General features: G+C 72.5%; 17 protein-coding genes. 9 read left to right on the top strand and 8 right to left on the bottom strand.

Annotated elements, in window-relative coordinates; genetic code table 11:
• Complete coding sequence (locus tag ACW69E_RS01140; RefSeq protein WP_457496275.1) at positions 1-1,416, bottom strand: S28 family serine protease; 1,416 nt, start codon at positions 1,414-1,416, stop codon at positions 1-3.
• 255 nt (positions 1,417-1,671) lie between these two features.
• Between ACW69E_RS01140 and ACW69E_RS01145 the strand changes: the two genes are divergently transcribed.
• The 3 genes from ACW69E_RS01145 (at position 1,672) to ACW69E_RS01155 (ending at position 8,370) form a co-directional block, all read left to right on the top strand.
• Positions 1,672-7,434, top strand: coding sequence for a glycosyl hydrolase family 18 protein (locus tag ACW69E_RS01145; RefSeq protein ID WP_457496276.1), 5,763 nt, complete (start codon positions 1,672-1,674; stop codon positions 7,432-7,434).
• Positions 7,435-7,564: 130 nt separating this feature from the next.
• Positions 7,565-8,131, top strand: coding sequence for an NUDIX domain-containing protein (locus ACW69E_RS01150; protein WP_457496277.1), 567 nt, complete (start codon positions 7,565-7,567; stop codon positions 8,129-8,131).
• A 17-nt stretch (positions 8,132-8,148) separates the two neighbouring features.
• Positions 8,149-8,370, top strand: a complete 222-nt coding sequence (locus tag ACW69E_RS01155) for a hypothetical protein (RefSeq protein WP_457496278.1) — start codon at positions 8,149-8,151, stop codon at positions 8,368-8,370.
• A gap of 79 nt (positions 8,371-8,449) precedes the next feature.
• Here the strand turns inward: ACW69E_RS01155 and ACW69E_RS01160 are convergent, their stop codons facing one another.
• The 3 genes from ACW69E_RS01160 to ACW69E_RS01170 form a co-directional block, all read right to left on the bottom strand.
• Entirely contained in the window at positions 8,450-12,349 is a 3,900-nt protein-coding gene (locus tag ACW69E_RS01160) for an ABC transporter ATP-binding protein (protein WP_457496279.1), read from the bottom strand.
• A 441-nt stretch (positions 12,350-12,790) separates the two neighbouring features.
• Positions 12,791-13,087 (bottom strand): hypothetical protein, encoded by a 297-nt coding sequence (locus ACW69E_RS01165; protein ID WP_457496280.1) that lies wholly within the window; start codon positions 13,085-13,087, stop codon positions 12,791-12,793.
• Positions 13,088-13,442: 355 nt separating this feature from the next.
• Positions 13,443-14,357 carry an oxidoreductase gene (locus ACW69E_RS01170; protein ID WP_457496281.1) on the bottom strand — a complete coding sequence of 305 codons (915 nt, stop codon included), beginning with the start codon at positions 14,355-14,357 and terminating at the stop codon, positions 13,443-13,445.
• 71 nt (positions 14,358-14,428) lie between these two features.
• Between ACW69E_RS01170 and ACW69E_RS01175 the strand changes: the two genes are divergently transcribed.
• Complete coding sequence (locus ACW69E_RS01175) at positions 14,429-15,031, top strand: TetR/AcrR family transcriptional regulator (RefSeq protein WP_457496282.1); 603 nt, start codon at positions 14,429-14,431, stop codon at positions 15,029-15,031.
• A 101-nt stretch (positions 15,032-15,132) separates the two neighbouring features.
• Here the strand turns inward: ACW69E_RS01175 and ACW69E_RS01180 are convergent, their stop codons facing one another.
• Entirely contained in the window at positions 15,133-15,339 is a 207-nt protein-coding gene (locus tag ACW69E_RS01180) for a DUF397 domain-containing protein (protein WP_457496283.1), read from the bottom strand.
• A gap of 10 nt (positions 15,340-15,349) precedes the next feature.
• Positions 15,350-16,204 carry a helix-turn-helix domain-containing protein gene (locus tag ACW69E_RS01185; protein WP_457496284.1) on the bottom strand — a complete coding sequence of 285 codons (855 nt, stop codon included), beginning with the start codon at positions 16,202-16,204 and terminating at the stop codon, positions 15,350-15,352.
• A 258-nt stretch (positions 16,205-16,462) separates the two neighbouring features.
• Here ACW69E_RS01185 and ACW69E_RS01190 point away from each other — a divergent pair, with 258 nt between their 5' ends.
• Positions 16,463-16,924, top strand: coding sequence for an ATP-binding protein (locus ACW69E_RS01190; protein WP_457496285.1), 462 nt, complete (start codon positions 16,463-16,465; stop codon positions 16,922-16,924).
• Positions 16,924-17,076, top strand: coding sequence for a hypothetical protein (locus tag ACW69E_RS01195; RefSeq protein WP_457496286.1), 153 nt, complete (start codon positions 16,924-16,926; stop codon positions 17,074-17,076). The genes ACW69E_RS01190 and ACW69E_RS01195 overlap by 1 nt, the downstream gene beginning before the upstream one ends.
• A gap of 28 nt (positions 17,077-17,104) precedes the next feature.
• On the opposite strand, the gene speB is transcribed toward ACW69E_RS01195, so the two are convergent.
• Entirely contained in the window at positions 17,105-18,079 is a 975-nt protein-coding gene (gene speB / locus ACW69E_RS01200; RefSeq protein WP_457496287.1) for an agmatinase, read from the bottom strand.
• Positions 18,080-18,270: 191 nt separating this feature from the next.
• On the opposite strand from speB, the gene ACW69E_RS01205 reads away from it, so the two are divergent.
• The 3 genes from ACW69E_RS01205 to erm all read left to right on the top strand — a co-directional run bounded on the left by ACW69E_RS01205 (position 18,271) and on the right by erm (position 20,339).
• Complete coding sequence (locus ACW69E_RS01205) at positions 18,271-19,065, top strand: phosphatase (protein WP_457496288.1); 795 nt, start codon at positions 18,271-18,273, stop codon at positions 19,063-19,065.
• A 107-nt stretch (positions 19,066-19,172) separates the two neighbouring features.
• Positions 19,173-19,310 carry a hypothetical protein gene (locus ACW69E_RS01210; protein WP_457496289.1) on the top strand — a complete coding sequence of 46 codons (138 nt, stop codon included), beginning with the start codon at positions 19,173-19,175 and terminating at the stop codon, positions 19,308-19,310.
• 261 nt (positions 19,311-19,571) lie between these two features.
• Positions 19,572-20,339, top strand: a complete 768-nt coding sequence (gene erm, locus ACW69E_RS01215; protein WP_457496290.1) for an ErmE/ErmH/ErmO/ErmR family 23S rRNA (adenine(2058)-N(6))-methyltransferase — start codon at positions 19,572-19,574, stop codon at positions 20,337-20,339.
• A 145-nt stretch (positions 20,340-20,484) separates the two neighbouring features.
• On the opposite strand, the gene ACW69E_RS01220 is transcribed toward erm, so the two are convergent.
• Positions 20,485-21,408, bottom strand: coding sequence for an acyl-CoA thioesterase (locus tag ACW69E_RS01220; protein ID WP_457496291.1), 924 nt, complete (start codon positions 21,406-21,408; stop codon positions 20,485-20,487).
• Positions 21,409-21,432 lie beyond the last annotated feature (24 nt).

Consider the following 21,432-nt stretch of genomic DNA (forward strand, 5'->3'; position numbering starts at 1 on the left):
TCACGGGCGCAGCATCCGCCGGTCGGCCTTGTCGGCCCGGTCCAGCTTCGCGTCGTACGGCGCGAGCGGCGCCGCCTTCCGCTTCGCCGGGGCGTCGGCGTCCAGACCGGCCCACCGCATCAGGGCGTCGGTGGCCAGTGCCCTGTCGTCCTCCTCCAGAGCGGCGATGTTCGCCCCGTGGTTGGCGCCGGGCGCGGTCAGGACGTGGGAGTCCTCACTGCCGCGGCCCGGCCGGAAGGGCTCCGCTCCCCACGGGTCGTTCTCGCCGTAGACGAACAGCATCCGCTCGGCGTCCTTGCGCACCCACTTGTCGATGTCGCGCATCGCCTTCTTGTCGAAGCTCATCGGGATGTCGCGCGGGACGTAGGAGCGCGGGTCGTAGATGCCGGGGTAGCGCAGCAGCCCGTCCAGGTGCGGGGTGGCGAAGCTCGGCGCGCCGAGCTGGGTGCCGGCCTGGTAGTAGTACGGCGTGTAGTACTCCAGGCCCTGGTCGGTGTAGAAGGAGAAGCCCGCCACCTGGTCGACGAAGTCGTACAGCTCGCCGGTGGTCGCGTCCGCCCCGGGCACCTGGCCGCAGTCGGACTCCGATCCGTACTGCCACCAGGCCCACACCAGGTCCAGGCCGACGTTCTCGAAGGCCTTGTCGGCGCTGCCGACGACCTCGAAGGTGTAGCCCTCCTCCTTCGCCCACGCCTCGTAGCGGGCCACGATCTCGTCGCGGCGCACGAAGACCTCGCGCTGCACGGTGTTCAGCCGCTCGCGGCACTCGGCGGTGGAGACGGTGGCGAAGAACTCGTCGTAGGCCGAGTCCTCCTTGTCGTTGACGTCGTTGGGCGCGACGTAGGCGACCGTGCCGTCCATGTCGTGCGGGTAGAAGCGGCGGTAGTAGGTGGCCGTCATGCCGCCCTTGCTGCCGCCGGTGGAGATCCACTCCTCGTCGTAGATCCGGTGCAGCGCGCGGAAGACGCGGTGCTGGTCGCTGGCCGCCTGCCAGATGTCGAGCTTGGACCAGTCGGCGGGCTGGGGCCGCGACGGGGTGAAGAAGCGGTACTCCATGGAGACCTGGTTGCCGTCGGTCATCCGCGTCGGTTCGCTGCGCGAGGGCGTGGTGCGCAGCCCGTAGCCGGAGGTGTAGAAGACGGTGGGCCGGTCCTCGCCCCTGTGCAGCACCGTCAGGCGCTGCTCGAAGCTGCCCTTCGAGGGCCTGCGGTGGTCGACGGGCTGGCGGTAGCCCAGCACGAAGAAGCGGTAGCCGTCGACCGGCTTCTCCTCGATCAGGCGCATCCCCGGTATCGCGAGGATGCGGTCCTCGATGTCGGTCCCGGCCGCGGTGGCGGCCCCCGCCGACGCGCTGCCGACGCTGACGGTGCCGATGAGCACCAGCAGGGTCAGCAGCGCTCTGAGCGCCTTGCGCATGTGTGCCCTCCCATGGGCTTGTCCGTGAACGCGGCGAACCTATCCGGCGCAACACCGGGCCCGCCAGAGCGGGTTGGCGCCCGAATGCGGGGACCGCGCCCGCCGCGCACCGCTCCGCGGGCCGCTCCGGCCGGCGACCGGGGGAGTTCACCGGTTTGTTACCGGCGTTTGCAAAAATTCCACAGCACCCGACGCCCGTCCCGGTGCCGTTCCGCGCCGCCCGCGCGGCCCCGACAAGAGAAGAGAGCGCCTTCCATGGGCAGACCCCCCACCGTCCGGCGCCGGGCCCGGTCCCGGCCCTTACCCCTCCCCGCCCTGCTGATCCTGACCCTGCTGGCCGGACTGCTGGCGGCCCTGTCGCCCGCGAGACCGGCCGCCGCCGTGGCACCCGTGCCCATGAGGGCCATCACCTTCAACATGCAGGGCGGCGGCCTCAAATGGTCCTCCCCGGTGCAGAACCTGATCGGCGCGGCCGATCTGGTGGCGCTCCAGGAGGCGCAGACGCCGCCCAGCGGTACGGCGCTCACCGCGGCCAACCGGATCCACGACAACCTCGGCGACCTGGACACCACCCCGACCGGTCTGCCCAGCCTCAAGTACAGCCTGCACGAGCTGAGATGGGGCAAGCCCCGGGCGAACCCGGCGACCGGCTACCTGTACTACCTGAAGATCTACAACCTCCAGGACGCCGGGGAGCCGGTGGATCCGAACGGCAACTCCGGCAAGTCCCTGGCGATCTGGAGCGCCGTCCGCCCGGACGACGCGATGATCGTCCGGGCGGCCGACTCCCCCAGCGCCTCCACGCACTACCTGCGCTCGCGTCCGGCACTCGGGCTGAAGTTCGGCGACACCTGGTTCTTCGGCATCCACACGGAGTCCAGGCGGTCCGGTGACGCGCAGAACGGGCACGCCAGGGATCTGGTGAGCGCCGTGGCCGACAGCGTGCCCGCGGGCGAGCACTGGCGCGTCCTGGGCGACTTCAACAGCAAGCCCGACACGTTCGCCGACACGGCGGGCGGCCACGTCTACTACGCGAGGAAGAGCAACGGGGAGCCCGCCCCCACCCAGCAGTCGGGCTACGCGCTGGACTTCATGGTGGCCGACGAACGGCTCGCCGACCACACCGTGCGGCTGGGCTCGAACGGCGGCTCGGACCACTATCCCGTGCTGTTCGCCGACCCGGGCGCGGTGATCTGCGGGATCTGGAACTTCGTGACGGTCCACTTCCCGTCGAACCTCACCCTGCGGGACGTGCAGCGCGTCCCCGTGCCGCGGGCTCCCCTGTCACCGGCCGCCGGGGACGGCGTGGCCGCCGAGGACGGCGCGGCGTGCGAGGGCGGCCCCGTCCTGCCGTCCGCCGTCGTCTCCATGGGAGACAGCTTCATCTCCGGTGAGGGAGGCCGCTGGGCGGGCAACGCCAACACCTGGGCGAGCGGCCATGTGTGGGGTACGGACCGGGCCGCCGTGGACTGCTCCTCGGCCGACGACTGCGACCACGACCTCACCCGGGTCTACGGCGACACCTCCTACGCGGAGGGCGGCAACCGGTGCGACCGCTCGGACACCGCGCCGATCATGTCGGCCGAACTCGGCGTCCCCGAGGAGCGCAGGTTCAACATCGCCTGCTCGGGCGCGGAGACCCGGCACATCACCGACGACGAGTTCAAGGGCGAGGCGCCGCAGATCGACCAGCTCGCGGACATCGCCGGCGAGCACCACGTCACCCTGATCGCCCTGTCCATCGGCGGCAACGACCTGAGGTTCTCCGAACTGATCGCCAAGTGCGCGGAGTCGTACCTGATCCCCCTGCGCGCCCCGTGCAGGGACACCGAGGAGGCGGCGTTCTCCGCCGCCGTCGCCGAGCTGGACGGGAGGATCTCCGACACCGTCCGGGAGATCCGCGAGACGATGCGGGACGCGGGCCAGGCCGACGGCAGCTACGACATCGTGCTGCAGTCCTACCCCAATCCGATCCCGCGCGGTGAGGACTTCGCCTTCCCGCAGGACCTGGTCGACTACAGCCGCTACCGCGAGGGGGGCTGCCCCTTCCGGGACGTCGACGCGGACTGGGCGCACGACTCGGTGGTCCCCCGGATCAGCGCGGCGATCGCCCGCGCCGCCGAGTCCAGCGGAGTGGCGTTCCTGGACCTCCAGGAGGCCTTCGCCGGACACGAGCTGTGCGCCGGCAGCGCCCGGCAGGCGACCGCCGCCAACTCCCCCGGCAAGCCCCTGTCCGCCGCCGACGCCGAGTGGGTCCGCTGGGTCCCGTACCTCAAGGACGACATGAAGGACGTCCCCTGGGAGGCGCAGGGCGACCAGCAGGAGGCGGTCCACCCCAACGCGCACGGCCAGCGGGCCGTGGGCGCGTGCCTGGCCCGGATGGCCGGCATGCTCGCGGGCTCCTCCACCCGGACCTTCAAGTGCTCCGGCTCGCCCTCGCGGCCCCCGGGCGACGTGGAGATCTCCAACTCCCCCGTCGACGCCGCGGTGTGGACCGGTGACTACGGATACCAGCAGGGCTACCGGTACGGCGACCAGTACCTGTTCCACGGGCCGTCCTACACCCGTTTCGACCCCACCGCGAACAAGGACGGAAGCCGCGGCGGTTTCAGCGGCTCCGAGGGCCGGCTCGGTGGTTCGGGGAGCATCGCCGAGGAGCTGTCCAGCCTGCGCGGCACCGCGTTCGAGAGCGGCGTCGACGCCGCGTTCGAGCTGGAGAAGAACGACAAGCGGCAGTTGATGCTGTTCCGCGGCGGTCAGTACAGCCGGGTCGAGATACCGATCGACAGTCCGGACGACGTACGGACCAAGGGCCCCGGCGCGATCGGGGACTTCTTCCACGTCCTGCGGAACACCCCCTTCCAGTACGGCGTCGACGCCGCCGTCGGCGACAACGAGAACAGCGCGCTGCTCTTCCGAGGCGACCAGGTGGGGCTGCTGAAGGTCACCATCGACGCCAACGGCGACGAGTGGCTCGCTCCCCCCGCCCGCATCGCCACCGCGATGCCGGTCCTGGCGGACACCGGCTTCGACGACCGGGTCGACGCGGCCTTGCAACTCCACCCGCTGGGCCGGATGGACCTGATCGTCCTCGTCTCGGGCGACCGGGCGGTGATGGTGTCGCTGGACAAGTTCGACCTGGCCGCCAGCACCATCGTGAAGGGCCCCATGGCCCTGGGCGACATGTGGCCCGGTCTGCGGGGCTCGGACTTCTCCGAGGAAGCCCCGGGGCTCGGCGGCATCCAGCAGGCCCTGCTGGCCGGCCCCGAGCCGCCGGAGGACCCCGAGCCCGAGGGACCGGGGCCGTGGTCCACCGCGGCCGCCGACCAGCCCAAGTGCCGCCCCGACGGCATGACGCCCACCAAGGGGGTCAACGCCCCGTACTGCCTGCTCTACGACGACAAGGGCCGGGAGCGGATGGGCGAGCGGCATCCGCGTCGCCTGGTCGGGTACTTCACCGGCTGGCGCACCGGGAGGAACGGCGAGCCGATGTACCTGCCCGGAAGCATCCCCTGGGGCCAGGTCACCCACGTCAACTACGCCTTCGCCCACATCGAGGACAACCGGCTCTCGGTCGGCGACACCTCCGACCCGGCCAACCCGGCCACCGGTATGACCTGGCCGGGCGTTCCCGGCGCGGAGATGGACCCCGACCTGCCGTACAAGGGCAACTTCAACCTGCTGAACAAGTACAAGAAGCAGCATCCGCGGGTGAGGACGCTGATCTCGGTCGGCGGCTGGGCCGAGACCGGCGGCCACTTCGACGCGAGCGGCGAGCGCATCGCCGACGGCGGTTTCTACACCCTGGCCACCAACGCCGACGGCAGCGTCAACCAGCCGGCCATCGACACGTTCGCCGACTCCGCCGTGGAGTTCATCAGGGAGTACGGCTTCGACGGGGTGGACATCGACTACGAGTACCCAACCGCCCTGATGGACGCCGGCAACCCGGAGGACTGGCACGTCGCCAACCCGCGCCGCAAGGGCCTCAACGCCGGCTACACGGCGCTGATGAGGACGCTGCGCCAGAAGCTGGACCGGGCCTCGGCCGCCGACGGCCACTACTACCAGCTCACCGCCGCCGCCTCGGCGTCCGGATACCTGCTGCGCGGCCAGGAGGACTTCCGCGCGCTGCAGTACCTGGACTTCGTCAACACCATGACCTACGACTTCCACGGCTCGTGGAACCCCTACGTCGGCCCGCAGTCCCCGCTGTACGACGACGGGAAGGACGCCGAGCTGGCCGCGGCCGGCATCTACGACGAGGAGGCCAACCCCGAGTACGGGAAGCTGGGTTACTTCAACACCGACTGGTCCTACCACTACCTGCGCGGCGCGCTGCAGTCCGGGCGCATCAACATCGGCGTCCCGTACTACACACGCGGCTGGAAGGGGGTCACCGGCGGCGAGGACGGGCTGTGGGGCCGGGCGGAACTGCCCGACCAGAGCCAGTGCTCCAACGGCACCGGGCCCAACGGCGGCACCACGCCCTGCGGCGCCGGAGCCACCGGAATCGACAACCTCTGGCACGACACCGACCGGGGCAGGGAGGTCGCGGCCGGATCGAACCCGATGTGGCACGCCAAGAACCTTCAGAAGGGCATCCCGCCCTCCTACCGCGAGCAGTTCGGCCTGAACCCGGCCGACCCGGCCAACCGGACCGACGGCTACACCCGCCACTGGGACGACACCCTCAAGGCGTCCTGGCTGTGGAACGAGGACAAGAAGGTGTTCCTGTCCACCCAGGACGAGCAGGACGTCGCGGCCAAGGCCGAGTACATCGCGGCCAAGGGCGCGGGCGGCGCGATGGTGTGGGAGCTGGCCGGCGACTACAACTGCCCCCGGGACCGGGAGTGCGTGCCCGGCTACACCCTGACCAAGGCCCTGGACAGCGCCCTGCGCGATGCCGGGGACTACGACGCGACCCGCAACGGCGGGACCGAACTGCCCACCGAGGTGGTCGACGTGACCGCCGAGCTGACCGACTACCCGACCGACACCGCGCAGATGTGGCCCCAGCAGCCCAAGCTGCGCATCACCAACAACACCGACACCACCCTGCCGGAGGGCACCGAACTCTCCTTCGACATCCCCACCTCCGCCCCGCCCCTGCTGAAGGACGAGGCGTGGCAGGAGATGGAGGACGCCGTCGAACCGGGCCACACCGGGCCCAGCGCCGGCGGCCTCGACGGGGACTTCCACCGGGTGACGATCGAACTCGGCTACTGCGAGGACATCGCCCCGGGTGCCTCACGCGACATCGCGCTGAAGTACTACCTGCCGATCACCGGGCCCGCCAACTTCAAGATCGGGATCGGCGGAGAGGAGTACGGACTGGTCCAGGACCACCGCAAGGGCACCACCACCGTGGAACCCGACGCCTCCGGCGGCGGCGCCGCGTGCAGGGCCGAGGCGTGGGACGCCTCGCGCACCTACAACCCGGCCTGGGCGCCGTTCACCCTGTGGCAGACCGGCGACCAGTGGAAGATCGAGGACGTCAACAGCGGCAACCTCCTGGACCACCCGGCCGGCTGGGACCGGGCCCACCTCTACCCCTCCCGGGACAACGTCCACCAGCTGTGGAACATCGAACCGGACGGCGGTGACGGGGTGTTCCGCATCACCAACGACAGCAGCGGCGAGGAGCAGTGTCTGGGGGCCCCAAGGAAGCTGGCGTCGCTGACCGTCCGCGACTGCGGCAGCTCCGGCGGCCAGCGGTGGCGGCTGCTGGACGCCGACGGCGACCCCGCCGACACCCCGCGGCACGGCACCTCCTACACGCTGATCACCCACAACGACACCACCGGCTCGTCGTCCGACTTCGTCGCCGAGCCGCTCAACAGCGGCAACACCGCAGGGACCCACGCCGTCGCCGGTGATCCCGGCGGCATCACCCGCACCGTCGTCTCCCACGGCGGCTACTACTGGAAGGCCAAGTACTGGACCATGGGCGACACGCCCGACGCGAGCGACCCGAACAACCCGTGGACCAGGCTCGGTCCGGTTCCGGCCGGCTGACGCCACCCACATCGTCCGCGCCACCTGCGCCGACGGCCCGCCGGAGGGGATCCGGCGGGCCGTCGGCCGTTTCCGCTCCCGCCCTTCGCGCGGTACCGCGGCCGCCGCCCGCGAACGTACGCTCGCCGCCATGACGAACGCCACGCCGAACACCGCGACGGACGCCGGGGCGAACACCGCGACGGACGCCGGGGCGAGCACCGCGACGGACTCCACGGCGGACGGGCAAGCCCCGCCGGTCCGCGGGTCGACGGGGATGGAGCTGCTGGGCTTCCACCGGGAGCCGGAGGACGCGGTCTTCGACGACGCGCGCGTGGGCTACGTCCTGGTGGCACTGTGGCATCGGGGGCGGCTGCTGATGGTGCGGGTGCGCGGGCGCGACTGCTGGGAGCTGCCGGGCGGCAAGATCGATCCCGGCGAGACGCCCCGGCGGGCGGCGGTGCGCGAACTGCGCGAGGAGAGCGGCCAGGAGGTGGCCCCGGAGCGGCTGCGGTTCGCCGGCTTCGCCCGCACCGTGGTCGGCCCCGAGCGCCGGATGATGTACGGCGCCCTGTTCACCGCCGAGGTGGACGCGCCTGCGCCGTTCACCCCCTGCGAGGAGATCGCCGCCGTCCACTGGAGGGAGGGCTGCGAGCCGCTGGAGGGCGGGGTGGTGCGGACGGCGCACGAATATCTGGCTGCGCTCTGCCGCCCCTGACCCGTACGGTCGGCCCCATGCCCGCACCCAGAGGTTTCTCCTACGACGTGTACGGCGACGGCACGGTGACCGTCGCCCACCACGGCCGCCCGGTCACCACCCTGCGCGGTGAGCGCGCCCGGCGCTTCCTGGCGGAGGCGGAATCGGACGATCCGCAGCTGGTGATGGCCCGCTGGACGGGGAACTACCGGCGCGGCAACGAGCGCACGGCCCGCGACCACCCGCGCAACCGCCGCTGAGCGCGCCCTCGCCGAAGACTCCGGCAGGGGCGCGCTCAGCGGCGGTAAAGCACCCGGCGGCGTCCTCACACCCCCGCGCTCACACCCCCGCGCCCGCGGGCACGCCCGCGTAGGTGCGCCACAGCTGCGCGTACCGCCCGCCGCGTTCCAGCAGCTGCGCGTGGGTGCCGTCCTCCACCACCCGGCCGTGGTCCAGGACCACCACCCGGTCCGCGCGGGCGGCCGTGGTGAGGCGGTGGGCGACGACCAGGGTGGTGCGGCGGCCCGCCAGGCGGTCGGTGGCCTGGTTGACCAGCGCCTCGGTGGCCAGGTCCAGGGCCGCGGTGGCCTCGTCCAGCAGCAGGATGTCGGGGCCCACCAGCTCCGCGCGGGCCAGGGCGATCAGCTGCCGCTGCCCGGCGGAGAGGTTGCGCCCCTTCTCGGCGACCGGGTGCAGATAGCCGCCGGAGAGCGTGGCGATCATGTCGTGCGCGCCGACCGCCCGCGCGGCGGCCTCCACCTCGGCGTCGGTGGCGTCGGGACGGCCGTAGGCGATGGCGTCGCGCACCGTGCCGGGGAAGAGGTACGACTCCTGCGGCACCACCCCGAGCCGGTGGCGGTAGCCGGCCAGGTCCAGCTCGCGCAGGTCGACTCCGTCCACCCGGACGGTGCCCGAGGTCGGGTCGTAGAACCGGGCGACCAGCTTGACCAGCGTGGACTTGCCGGCGCCCGTCTCGCCGACGAAGGCGACCGTCTGCCCGGCGGGGATCTTCAGGTCGATGCCGGACAGCGCGTTCTCGCCGCCCTCCCCGGTCCCGGTCCCATCCCCGCCACTGTCCCCGTCGGCGTCGGCGTTGTACCGGAAGGCGACGTCCTCGAAGACGATCTCGCCGCGCAGCCGGCCCACCTCACGCGGCTCCTTCGGCAGCGGCGTCGTCGTCCGCTCGCGCAGCAGCTCCTGGACGCGGCCCAGGGAGACGACCGCCTGCTGGTAGCCGTCGAAGACCTGCGAGAGCTGCTGCACGGGGGCGAAGAACAGCTCGATGTAGAGCAGGTAGGCCACCAGCGCGCCCGCCGTCAGCGTGCCGCCGCCCACCCGGTTCGCCCCGACGATCAGCACGGCGGCGGTCGCCAGGGAGGCGAGGAACTGGATGAAGGGGAAGTACACCGAGATCAGCCACTGGCCGCGCACACGCGCCTGGCGGTAGCCGTCGCTGAGCTCGGCGAAGCGGCGCGCGTCGCGCTCCTCGCGGCGGAACGCCTGCACGATCCGCAGACCGGCCACGCCCTCCTGCAGAGCGGCGTTGACGCCGCTGACGCGCTCGCGCGCCAGCTCGTAGGCCTTGATGCTCTGGCGGCGGAAGAAGACCGTGCCGATCACCAGCGGCGGCAGGGTCGCCAGGACCACCAGCGCCAGTCCCGCGTCGATGACGACGAGGGCGACCATGATGCCGAAGAAGGTCAGCACCGCGACGATCGCCTGGACCAGCCCGGTCTGGAGGAAGGTCGTCAGGGCGTCCACGTCGGTGGTCATCCGGGTCATGATCCTGCCGGTCAGCTCGCGCTCGTAGTAGTCGAGTCCGAGGCGCTGGAGCTGGGCGAAGATCTTGACGCGGAGGGTGTAGAGGATCCGCTCGCCGGTGCGGCCGATGGCCCGGGTCTCACCGGTCTGCGCGGCCCACTGGACCAGGACGACGACCAGCGCCAGCGCGGAGGCGGCCCAGACCGCCCCGAGCGCCGCCTGCTGGACGCCCTCGTCGATGCCGTGCCGCACCAGGACCGGCAGCAGCAGTCCGGCGACCGCGTCGATCACGACCAGCAGCAGGCTCAGCAGCAGCGGTCCGCGGAAGCCGCGCAGCAGGTGCCGCAGTCCGTAGGCGGACTCGGCGGCGGTGGCGCGCTCCTCGTCGATGCCGGGGGTGTCGTCGGCCGGGGGCAGGGCGGCGACCTTGTCGAGCATCTCGGGGGTGGCCGGGACCCCGGCCAGGGCTCCCGCGAAGCCCGGCCCTCCGCCGGTGGCCGGGGTGGGCGCGCCGGGGGTGGTGCCGGCGGTGTCCTCCGGATCCCCCTCCCGGATCCACAGATCGGGGGTGACGCCGTCGACCCGGCCGTCGGACCCGCCGTCCTGCGCCGCGCCCCCGGAGTCCGCCCCGGAGACGTCCCGGGCCGCGGCAACCTGCCCGGCCGGGTCGCGCTCGACGCCGCCCAGCTCGTCGGGGTCGCTGAGCAGCCTGCGGTACAGCTCGCAGCGCTCCTGGAGCTCGGCGTCGGTGCCGGTGTCCACCAGCCGCCCGCCGTCGAGCACGGCGATGCGGTCGGCCAGGGAGAGGGTGGAGCGGCGGTGGGCGATCAGCAGGGTGGTACGGCCGGCCATCACCCCGCGCAGCGCCTCGTGGATCTCGTGCTCCACCCGGGCGTCCACGGCGGAGGTCGCGTCGTCCAGTACCAGCAGCCTGGGGTCGGACAGGATGGCGCGGGCCAGGGCGATGCGCTGGCGCTGGCCGCCGGAGAGGGTCAGGCCCTGCTCGCCGACGGCGGTGTCGTAGCCCTCGGGCAGGTCGGAGATGAAGCCGTCGGCCTGGGCGGCGCGCGCGGCGGCCCGTACCTGCTCGTCGGTGGCGTCGGGGTGGCCGTAGGCGATGTTGGCGCGGACGGTGTCGGAGAACAGGAAGCTGTGCTCGGGCACCAGGCCGATGGCCGCGCGCAGCGAGGCGGAGGTCAGCTCGCGCACGTCGTGGCCGCCCACCCGCACCGCGCCGGAGGTCACGTCGTAGAAGCGCGGCAGCAGCAGCGAGACGGTGGACTTGCCGCTGCCGGAGGTGCCGACGACGGCGACGGTCTCGCCGGGCGAGATGCTCAGCGAGAAGTCCTCCAGCACCGGCCGCGCGTCGGGGCCGGTGTCGTAGGAGAAGCCGACGCGGTCGAACTCGACGGTGGCCGGGGCGTCGGCGGGCAGCTCGCGGGCGTCCTCGCTCTCGCGGATGGCCGGCTCGGTGTCGATCAGCTCCAGGACGCGCTCGACGCCCGCCCGCGCCTGCTGGCCGACCGTCAGCATCATGGTCAGCATCCGCACCGGCCCGACGAGCTGGGCGAGGTAGGTGGAGAAGGCGACGAAGGTGCCCAGGGTGATCTGGCCGCGGGTGGCCATCCAGCCGCCGAAGGCGAGCATCGCGACCTGGCCGAGGGCGGGCACGGCCTGCAGCGCGGGGGTGTAGCGCGCGTTCAGCTTCACCGTGCGCAGCCGGGCGGCGAACAGCTCGCGCCCGGCAGAGCGCAGCTTGCCGGTCTCCTGCTCCTCCTGGCCGAAGCCCTTGACCACGCGCACACCGCCGACGGCCCCGTCCACCACGCCCGCCACGGCGCCGGCCTGGGCCTGGGCGTACCAGCTGGCGGGGAAGAGCCGGTCGCGGCTGCGCCGGGCGATGAACGTCAGGGCGGGCGCGACGGCCAGCGCCACCAGCGTCAGCAGCGGGGAGAGGGCCACCATCACGACCAGCGAGATGACGAAGAGCAGGATGTTGCCGATCATCATCGGCGTCATGAACAGCAGGCCCTGGATGAGCTGGAGGTCGCTGGTGCCGCGCCCGACCACCTGACCGGTGGACAGCTCGTCCTGCCGCCGCCCGTCGAGGCGGGCGATGGAGTCGTACATCTCGGTGCGCAGGTCGTGCTGGACGTCGAGCGCGAGTCTGCCGCCGTAGTAGCGGCGCACGTACGTCAGCCCGTACACCGCGACCGCGGCGGCGACCAGCAGCCCGATCCACAGGCCGAGCCCGCCCCCGCCGCCGATGACGATGTCGTCGATGACCACCTTGGTGACCAGGGGGACGAGCGCCATCACGGCCATACCGGCGAGCGAGGCGCCCAGCGACAGCAGCACGTTGCGGCGGTAGCGCCAGCAGTACGCGGTCAGCCGCCGTGCCCAGCCCGGCCGCCGCGCGTCGTCGGCCTCCCCCGCGTCTCCGGCTTTCCCGGTCTCCCCCGCCTGCGTACCCGCCACTTCCGGTTACCTCCCGCTGGCCCTGCGTCGCCGTGTGCGACCGTGTGTCGCCCTGTGTGTCCACTGCACCAGTGGACCAACGCGCGTGCGACCGTATTTCATCCCGCTGGAGGGAAGACGGACCGGTTCCCCGGTGGTGAGGGCCGCGTCGGCCCCCCGTCGGCGAGGAGCGGTGAACGAAAAGGGGGCGCGGCCCGGGGAGCCAGGCATTCTCTCCGGACCGCGCCCTCGGTGGGCCGCGGCGTGGACGGGCGGTGCGTGCCAGCACCCCCCACAGGACCGGCTCTCCGCCCGTCCGCTCGATCGGCCCGCCCCGCGGTGAGGAGGTGACCGCGAGGCCCGCCGGCCCGCTCGCGCCGCCTGTCCGGGGCGTGCACGGCGACCGGCCGTTTCAGTGGGGTCCCAGGTGGTGCGGACCCCGGTTTCCGCCGGAAGGTTCCGTCAGATGGCGAACACCTCCGCGCCGTCTCCCTCCGCGCCGTCCGGCCACGCGCAGAGGATCTCCGGTGCGGAACGGGTCCCGGAGTTCCCCGGGCTTCCGGAGCTTCCGGACCCCTCGGGGACGCAGACCGGCGCTTCCGCGCCGCCCGCCTCCCCCGTGCGCTCCGGCGCGGCGGCGAGCACCAGCGCCGAGGGCGCGTGGGGCGCCGGCGCCGCGAGCGCCGCGCCGCACAGCGGGGCGAGCGTGCCCGCGGCCAGCAGGCCGCTCACCAGGGCGCACTTCACCGCGTTCCGCATGACGCGTCCTTCCGTCGGGGTGTAACGGATAGCGAACGTGAGTCTGTCGGGAAGTGGCGCCGGATGCACCTTCGACGATCATTTCGAGTAACGTTGCGTATTAAATGAGTAGCCTGTAGTAACCCCCGGGGGTACAGGGGTGGTGCGCCGATCACCAGCGACGTTGTGATCGATCGCCTTCGCGGGGCTCGAAACGCTGTGCATACGTCCGGATACGCAACGTTCCAAACGTGACCGAAAAGCAGAGGGTTCGGGTCGGTGGAAAGCGCGCGGCGGCGCACCGCGACCCCACCTCCGGAAGCAATTGCAGCCGCAATAACCACCGCGACCGCACCCGCCCGGCCGGGCACGCCCCTCAGCGCCCCGCCGACACCACCGGGAAGCCGACCCCCGTCATCTCCTCCGACATCTCCCACAGCCGCCGCGCCGCCGCCGGATCGCTCGCCGCCGCGCTGCGCCCCACCAGCGTCGGCCCGCCCCGCATCTCCGCCACCCCGTCCGGGCCGACGTAGCTCGCGCCGGGCAGGTCCGCCGTCGCCGCGTACAGGGTCGGCAGGGCGCCGGCCCGGTCGTCCTGGGCGAGGAACCTGTTGCCGAACCGCATGACGGCACGGGCGACGGGGCTGCCCGCATGGCTCTGGAGATTGGTGGCCGCGTATCCGGGGTGCGCGGCCAGGGCGCGGACCGGGGAGCCCGACTCCGCCAGGCGGCGCTGGAGCTCCAGGGTGAACAGGAGGTTCGCCAGCTTGGACTGGGCGTAGGCGCCGCGCGGGGAGTAGCCCGTCTCCAGGTTCGGATCGTCGAAGCGGATCCTCGCGCCGCCCCATCGGTGTGCGGCGGAGGCGAGCGTGACGACGCGGTCGGTGACGTGGGGCAGGAGCAGGTTCGTCAGCGCGAAGTGGCCGAGGTGGTTGGTGCCGAACTGCATCTCGAAGCCGTCCCGCGTGCGCCGCTGCGGGATCATCATCACGCCGGCGTTGTTGATCAGCAGGTCCAGGGGGCGGCCCTGCCACCCCTGTGCGAAATCACGCACGGAGGCCAGGTCCGCCAGGTCCAGACGGCGCACCTCCGTGCTGCCGTCCACCCCCGCCGCCGCCGCGCGGCCCCGCTCCACGTCCCGCACGGCGAACACCACATGCGCGCCCGCGCGGGCCAGCGCGTCGGCCGCGGTGAGCCCGATGCCGCTGTTGGCGCCCGTGACGACGGCCGTGCGGCCGGCGAGGTCGGGAAGGAGGCCGATGTTCCATCGCTTGCTCTGGTCGGTTGCCATGACCTCAAAGTAGACGATGACAACAATGATGGCAATGACTACAAAGGTGTCGGCGTCAACATTGGGATACGATGACCCACATGTCCCGGAGCCGCCCCTATCACCACGGCGACCTGCGCGCCGCCCTGCTGGAGAGCGCCGAGCGCACCCTGCGGGATAAGGGGGCCGCATCCCTGTCCCTGCGCGAACTCGCCCGCGAGACCGGCGTCAGCCACGCCGCGCCCGGCCGCCACTTCAAGGACAAGCAGGCCCTGCTCGACGCCCTGGCCCTGACCGGCTACGAACGACTGGCCCGGGCCCTCGAGAGCACCGACGACCCCGCGCTCCCCCTCCAGCCCCGCCTGACCGCCCTCGCCCGCGCCTACCTGGCCTTCGCTGCCGAGAACGCCGAACTCCTGGCCCTCATGTACGCCCGCAAGCACGAGCCCGGGGCCGCCGAGCAGATGGCCGCCGGGGTCGACCGGACGGTGGGCTTCTTCGAGCGGGTGATCGCGGACGCCCAGCGGCGCGGCGAGATCGTCGAGGCCGACCCGGAACGCCTCACCCTCTTCACCGGCGCCGCCCTCCACGGCATCGCCGGCTTCACGGCGGGCGGCATGCTGGAGCCGGCCGAGGCCCTCGGCATGACCGACGACCTGATCCACCACCTGCTGCACGGCCTCAGGCCCCGCTGACCCGCCCGCCCGGCGGCGGGCACGCCCGGTACGGGCCTCGGCCGCCGCGGAACCGCCGCACCGAGGGGCACCGGCGGGCGGCACCCCTCGACGCGAGGGGATCAGCGCGCGAAGTGGTCGAACTCCCCGGCCTTGATCCCCGCGATGAACGCGGCCAGGCCCGCCCGACTCGCGGCGAGGACGAGCCCCGGCTCGTCACTCTCCCGTATGAGCACGTCGTCGCCCCGCCGCGCGACCTCCACGCAGTTGGGGCCCTCAGCTCCCGAGAAGGACGACTTCTGCCAGTGAACGTGAACAGGGGGTTCCATGCTGTGCTCCTCACAGTTCTCGCGCGATGCGGCGGATGAGTCGCCTCGACTCATCTTCATCGAGCGAAGCCCTTTCTGCGATGCCCAACAGCGCCTGGTATTTCTGGAGTTCGGCCTCCGCGTCCAGGTACTTGCTACCGAGCGGGCTGTCCATCTGCACGGTGTCCAACTGCGGCACGACCCCGGCCGCGTAGAGCAGCGGTTGGGTGATCTCGATGAAGTCCTCGCAGGTGAAGGGGACGATGCGGACTGTCACTCCAGGCCAGGCGGACACCTCCGCCAAGTGCTCCAGTTGCGCCCGGACCACCTTCCGGCCGCCGAAGCGCATGTGAAGCACCGCCTCATGGATGATCGCTTCGTACACCGGGGAGTCCTCGCGCTCGAGGACAGCGCGCCGCCTCATCCGGTGCTCGACTCGCGCCTCGACCTCTTCGTCCGGAAGCCTCGGGACCGCGCCGTTGAACAGCGTGCGCGCATAGTCCTCGGTCTGGAGAAGGCCCGGGACGGAGAGCGTCTGCATGGAGCGCATGGCGACGGAGTGGTGCTCCAACTCGGCGATGTCCAGGAACGGCGGAGGGAGGACGCCTCGGTACTCGTCCCACCAGAACTGACCGCGGCGCTCACGAGCCATCGCGCACAGCGCATCGATCAGCGCAGCGTCGGCACAGGAGTAGAACACCGCGAGTCTGCGAATCCGTTCTTCGCTGACGCCGATGCGACCTGACTCGATGTTGCTGATCTTGGCCTGGTCGACACCCAGGAGCCCGCCCGCCTCACGAGCCGGCTTCCCTGCTCGCTCCCGGAGCTTCCTCAACTCGGCGCCCAGGCGCACCTGTCGAGCCGTGGGGTTCTCCCTCGGTGGCATGAGTCAGCAGATCCTCTCTCCAGGTGTCCGTGGACCCGTCGCGTACGTATAGCACGCTCCACTCACAAGAGTGAGCCTTAAGCGACATACTTGCCCCGGAGAATACATTCCCCCTACTGTCCGTACCCGTACCGCTACGCATGCCGGTAAATCCGCAGTGCGGTCGTCCGTACGCGCCTGTCCACGGGCGTGCTCGGGGGACGACAGAGCCACGGTGGCGAGCGCGAGCGGCGACCGTATCCGTTCACAGGGGGCAACATGACCGACCCGACACCCGCCACCGTGCTCGTCAACGCACTTCAGCGGGCCCGCACTTACGAGCTGCGTGCCCCGAACATCCCGGAGACCGTGAAGGTCGCGCGTGACATGGTGGCCGGACTGCTCGACGCCACCGGCCACTCGGCACTGGCGGAGACGGCCCGGCTACTGGTCTCCGAAGTCGTCTCGAACGTCCACCTCCACACGAAGGTGCCGCTGCTCACCCTGGAGGCGACGGTCGGAAGAGACCGGATCAGGGTGTCCGTCCAGGACGACGACACCACGGGCGCTCCCTCGTCCCCCGGAGCCGGCGTACCGCCCGAGGCCGAGCACGGCCGCGGCCTCCTCCTGGTCCGGGAACTCGCCGCCGCCTGGGGCACGGTGTGGCACGGCGGGCTGCAACCCTCCGGCAAGAGCGTGTGGTTCGAACTGCGCGGCACACGCACCGGCCGGACGACGTGATGGGCACCGTGTTCCTCGGCCTGCTGGCCTTCACCGCCGGTGTCGCCGTCACCGGCGTCGTCCTCTCCCGCGCACTGATGCCGCAGCCGCCCGCCGAGCCCTGCGAAGCCTGCCTCGGCGGCCCCCGTGGTCACCGCGCGGACGGCCGGTGAACGCGGAGACAGTCGTGCGGGCCTACCGCTACGCGGACTCCCGGCCGGCCGCGATCTGCCGGGACATGATCGTCGTCAGCTCGTAGGCGGTGTGGGAGGCGGCCACCGAGGTGATCTCGGCGTGGTCGTAGGCGGGGGCGACCTCGACCACGTCGGCCGAGACCAGGTTGCAGGGGGCGAGCCCGCGCAGGATCTCCAGCAGTTCGCGGGAGGTCATGCCGCCCGCCTCCGGGGTGCCGGTGCCGGGGGCGTGGGCCGGGTCGAGGCAGTCGATGTCGATGGAGACGTACAGCGGGCGGTCGCCGATGCGCTGGCGGAGCTGGTCGGCGACCTCGTCCACGCCGCGCCGCATCACGTCGGCGGAGGTGACGATGCCGAAGCCCATCTTGGCGTCGTCGGTGAGGTCCTTCTTGCCGTACAGCGGGCCGCGGGTGCCGACGTGGGAGAGGGCGGAGGTGTCGAGGATGCCCTCCTCCACCGCGCGCCGGAAGGGCGTGCCGTGGGTGTACTCGGCGCCGAAGTAGGTGTCCCAGGTGTCCAGGTGGGCGTCGAAGTGGAGCAGGGCGACGGGACCGTGCTTACGGGCCACCGCGCGCAGCAGGGGCAGGGCGATGGTGTGGTCGCCGCCGAGCGTCATGAGCCGGGCGCCGGTGTCCAGCAGTTCGCCGGCCGCCCGCTCCACCGTCTCGACCGCCTCGTGGATGTCGAAGGGGTTGGCGGCGATGTCGCCCGCGTCGGCGACCTGGGCGAGCGCGAAGGGCGAGGCGTCCTGGGCCGGGTTGTAGGGGCGTAGCAGGCGGGAGGCCTCGCGGACGGCGTTGGAGCCGAAGCGGGCGCCGGGCCGGTAGGAGACGCCCGAGTCGAAGGGCACCCCGACGACGGCGACGTCGGCACGGCCCACCTCGTCCAGGCGGGGCAGGCGGGCGAAGGTCGCCGGGCCCGCGAAGCGCGGGATACGGGAGGAGTCGACGGGTCCGCGGGGCTGCTGCTGGTCGCTGCTCATGCGGCCGAGGGTAGGCAGGGGCCCACCTCGGTGGACATGTACGGATCCGACAGCCGACCGCTCTCTTTTGGACTGCCCGTACAGGAGGTGGCGGGTGCGGTGGGGCGCCGTGCGGGTGCGGCGGGTGCACGGCGGGGCGCCACGGGCCGAAGCGGATCGCCCGGCGGGCCCCCTCGGGAGACAATGCCTCCATGCCGATAACCGCCGCCCCCTCCCGCTCCGAGCTGATCGACCACCTCGTCCGCACCCGTATCGCCGGGGACGTCGCCACTCCGCGCGAGAACAACCTGGACCACTACCGCAGGCTCGCCAACGGCGACCGGCACTACTGGCTGGGCCTGGAGCTGGGCGACCGCTGGAGCGACGAGCAGGACGTGCTGGCGGTGATGGCCGAGCGCTGCGGGGTCGTCGACGACCCCGGGCACCGCCAGGGCCAGGACACCATCGACCCGGAGCTGACGGTGGCCGCCCTGGACCGGGCGGCGGTCGAGCTGCGCAAGGCGGCGGAGGCCGGCCACCGGGTGCTGTTCGCCACCGGCCACCCGGGGGCGCTGATCGATCTGCACAGCAAGGTGGCGAACGCGCTGCGGCTGGCCGGGTGCGAGATCGTACGGGTGCCGCTGGGGCTGATCGCGGACCAGGGCGTGGTGGTGCAGCTCGCGGACATCGCGATGCACGAGCGCGGGGCGACGCTGTGGCACACCCACTCCCCCGAGCCGATGACCGCGATCCTCGACGCCCTCGAGCGCGAGGGCGAGCCGCTGCCGGACCTGATCTTCGCCGACCACGGCTGGGCGGGCTGCGCGGCGCAGCGCGGCATCACCACGGTCGGCTTCGCCGACTGCAACGACCCGGCGCTCTTCCTCGGCGAGGCGGAGGGCACCCTCGCGGTCACCGTCCCCCTGGACGACCATGTGATCAATCCGCGCTACTACGAGCCGATGACCGCCTACCTGCTGGAGGCGGCGGGGCTGACTCCCGCGTAGCGCGGCGGGTGGGGCGTCCGTGCCGTCCGGCGGCGGGCGTCCGCGGACTGCTGGCGGCCCGTAAATCCGGTTGTCCGCCGGCGGGTGCGGCCCCTAGCGTCGCGGCCATGGGTTCCGCAGCCTTCATGGCGATCACCAGCGGTGCGGGCGCCGTCGCGCGGCGCTGCGGCTGGTGTCCGCAGACGACCAGCCGCCCGCGCGGTCGGCGTTCGGCCCCGGCACGCCGGGACCCGTCGAGCGTCTGACCCCGAGCAGCCGTCCGCAGGCGCCCCCGGGCGCCCCTCCGTACGGACGTGTCCTTCGCGTACGCCGTCACGCGTACGCGCCCGCTCACCCGCGCTCCCCGCGTCCCCGCGCGGTCCTTCCGCACGCGTGCCCGGGCCCCGGTGTCTCCCGTGGACCCGGACAGGCCCGAGGCCCCGCGCGCCCGCACCTTCGTGGAACCGTCCACGCACGCGCTCCGCCGCGCCCGGCCCCGGCCTGTCCTCGAACAGAGGACTTCGCCCGTGGCACGCCGCCGCGTCACGCTCTCCCAGAACTTCCTGCACGACACCGGCGCCGTACGCCGCCTGGTGCGCTTCTCCCGGGTCGGCCCCGGCGACCTGGTGGTCGAGCCCGGCGCCGGGGAGGGGCCGCTCACCACCGCACTGGCCCGCACCTGCCGCGAGGTGGTGGCGTACGAGATCGACCCGCGTCTGGCCGCCCGGCTGGAGCGCCGTTTCGCGGGACGCCCCGAGGTCCGCCCCGTACGGGGCGACTTCCTGCGGGCCTCCCCTCCGCGCGAGCCGTTCGCCGTGGTGGGCAACATCCCCTACTCGCGCACGACCGACATCGTGCGGTGGTGCCTGGCCGCCCCCGCGCTGACCTCCGCGACGCTGCTCACCCAGCGGGAGTACGCGCGCAAGCACACCGGGGACTACGGCCGCTGGCCGCTGCTGACGGTACTCAGCTGGCCTTGCCACGACTGGCTGCTGGGCTGCCGGGTCGGGCGCGGGAGCTTCGTGCCCGCGCCGCGCACCGACTCGGCCGCGCTCCGGATCGAGCGCCGTTCCACGCCCCTGCTGCCCCCGGAGCGGCTCCCCGGCTACCGGGCCTTCGTGGAGCACGGTTTCACCGGGGTGGGCGGCTCGCTGGCGGCCACACTGGCGCGGCGGCACCGCACACGCCGGGTCCGGGCCGCCTGCGCGGCGGCGGGGGTCGGCACGGACACCCCCGTGGGGCTGGTTGCCCCGCGTCAGTGGTTGGCGCTGTTCGACGAACTGGGACGGGGCTGAACGCCTGCGGGACGCCCCCGGCGGCCCCGGTCCGGGGCCCGTGCGCCGGATCGGGGCCCGCGTTCCCGCAGGGTCGGGCGAGGAGGCGGGGCCGGGCGGGAACCCCTGAGCGGCTCCGCCGCCCGGGCACCGCGCCGCGCGGTCCTCAGCCGCGCGGAACCCGCACCACGCCCTCCTGCATCACCGTGATCGCCAGCCGCCCGTCGGCGGTGAAGATCCGGCCGTGGCCGAGTCCGCGGCCGGCCTGGGAGGTGGGGCTGGACTGGTCGTACAGCAGCCACTCGTCCACCCGGAAGGGGCGGTGGAACCACATCGCGTGGTCCAGGCTCGCGCCCACCACGTCCCCGACCGTCCAGCCGCCGCGGCCGTGGGCGAGCAGGACGGGCTCCAGCAGGCTCATGTCGGAGATGTAGGCGGCCAGGCAGAGGTGGAGCATCGGCCGGTCGAGGTCGCCGTCGAGCTTGCCGGCCGTGCGGAACCACACTTGGGAGCGCGGTTCGCGCGGCTGTCCGGCCGTCGCGTACGGCGGCTGGGTGACGTAGCGCAGGTCGACGGCCGCCCGCGCCTCGGCGAGGCGGTCGGCGACGCCGGGGTCGCTGAACAGATGGGCGTGGCGCGGCAGCAGGTCGGTGGAGTTCGGCAGCGTCTCCGGGTCCGGGGCGGCCGGCATCGGCTCCTGGTGCTCCAGGCCGTCCTCGTAGGTCTGGAAGGAGGCCGACAGGTGGAAGATCGGCTGCCCGTGCTGGACGGCGACGACCCGGCGGGTGGTGAAGGACCGCCCGTCGCGGATGCGGTCGGCCGTGTAGACGATCGGCGCGTCCGGGTCGCCTGGGCGCAGGAAGTAGGCGTGCATCGAGTGCGCGAGCCGGTCGTCGGGGACGGTGCGGAAGGCCGCGACGAGCGCCTGCGCGGCCACCTGTCCGCCGAAGACCCGGGGGACGACCGCCGGGCGGCTCTGGCCGCGGAAGATGTCACGGTCGATCCGCTCCAGGTCGAGCAGGCCGATCAGGTCCAGCAGGGCGGACGGGGGCGCCTGGCCGGCGCCCCCGTCCGTGCCGTTGTCGCTCATGGAAGGGGTGTTTCCTCTACTCGG

The organism is Streptomyces sp. SS8 (genome assembly GCF_054072955.1).

Excerpts from the sequence above, each read along its gene's own strand:
- ACW69E_RS01140 (WP_457496275.1), bottom strand. The coding sequence starts at position 1,416 with ATGCGCAAGGCGCTCAGAGCGCTGCTGACCCTGCTGGTGCTCATCGGC.
- ACW69E_RS01145 (WP_457496276.1), top strand. The coding sequence starts at position 1,672 with ATGGGCAGACCCCCCACCGTCCGGCGCCGGGCCCGGTCCCGGCCCTTA.
- ACW69E_RS01150 (WP_457496277.1), top strand. The coding sequence starts at position 7,565 with ATGACGAACGCCACGCCGAACACCGCGACGGACGCCGGGGCGAACACC.
- ACW69E_RS01155 (WP_457496278.1), top strand. The coding sequence starts at position 8,149 with ATGCCCGCACCCAGAGGTTTCTCCTACGACGTGTACGGCGACGGCACG.
- ACW69E_RS01165 (WP_457496280.1), bottom strand. The coding sequence starts at position 13,087 with ATGCGGAACGCGGTGAAGTGCGCCCTGGTGAGCGGCCTGCTGGCCGCG.
- ACW69E_RS01170 (WP_457496281.1), bottom strand. The coding sequence starts at position 14,357 with ATGGCAACCGACCAGAGCAAGCGATGGAACATCGGCCTCCTTCCCGAC.
- ACW69E_RS01175 (WP_457496282.1), top strand. The coding sequence starts at position 14,429 with ATGACCCACATGTCCCGGAGCCGCCCCTATCACCACGGCGACCTGCGC.
- ACW69E_RS01180 (WP_457496283.1), bottom strand. The coding sequence starts at position 15,339 with ATGGAACCCCCTGTTCACGTTCACTGGCAGAAGTCGTCCTTCTCGGGA.
- ACW69E_RS01185 (WP_457496284.1), bottom strand. The coding sequence starts at position 16,204 with ATGCCACCGAGGGAGAACCCCACGGCTCGACAGGTGCGCCTGGGCGCC.
- ACW69E_RS01190 (WP_457496285.1), top strand. The coding sequence starts at position 16,463 with ATGACCGACCCGACACCCGCCACCGTGCTCGTCAACGCACTTCAGCGG.
- ACW69E_RS01195 (WP_457496286.1), top strand. The coding sequence starts at position 16,924 with ATGGGCACCGTGTTCCTCGGCCTGCTGGCCTTCACCGCCGGTGTCGCC.
- speB (WP_457496287.1), bottom strand. The coding sequence starts at position 18,079 with ATGAGCAGCGACCAGCAGCAGCCCCGCGGACCCGTCGACTCCTCCCGT.
- ACW69E_RS01205 (WP_457496288.1), top strand. The coding sequence starts at position 18,271 with ATGCCGATAACCGCCGCCCCCTCCCGCTCCGAGCTGATCGACCACCTC.
- ACW69E_RS01210 (WP_457496289.1), top strand. The coding sequence starts at position 19,173 with ATGGGTTCCGCAGCCTTCATGGCGATCACCAGCGGTGCGGGCGCCGTC.
- ACW69E_RS01220 (WP_457496291.1), bottom strand. The coding sequence starts at position 21,408 with ATGAGCGACAACGGCACGGACGGGGGCGCCGGCCAGGCGCCCCCGTCC.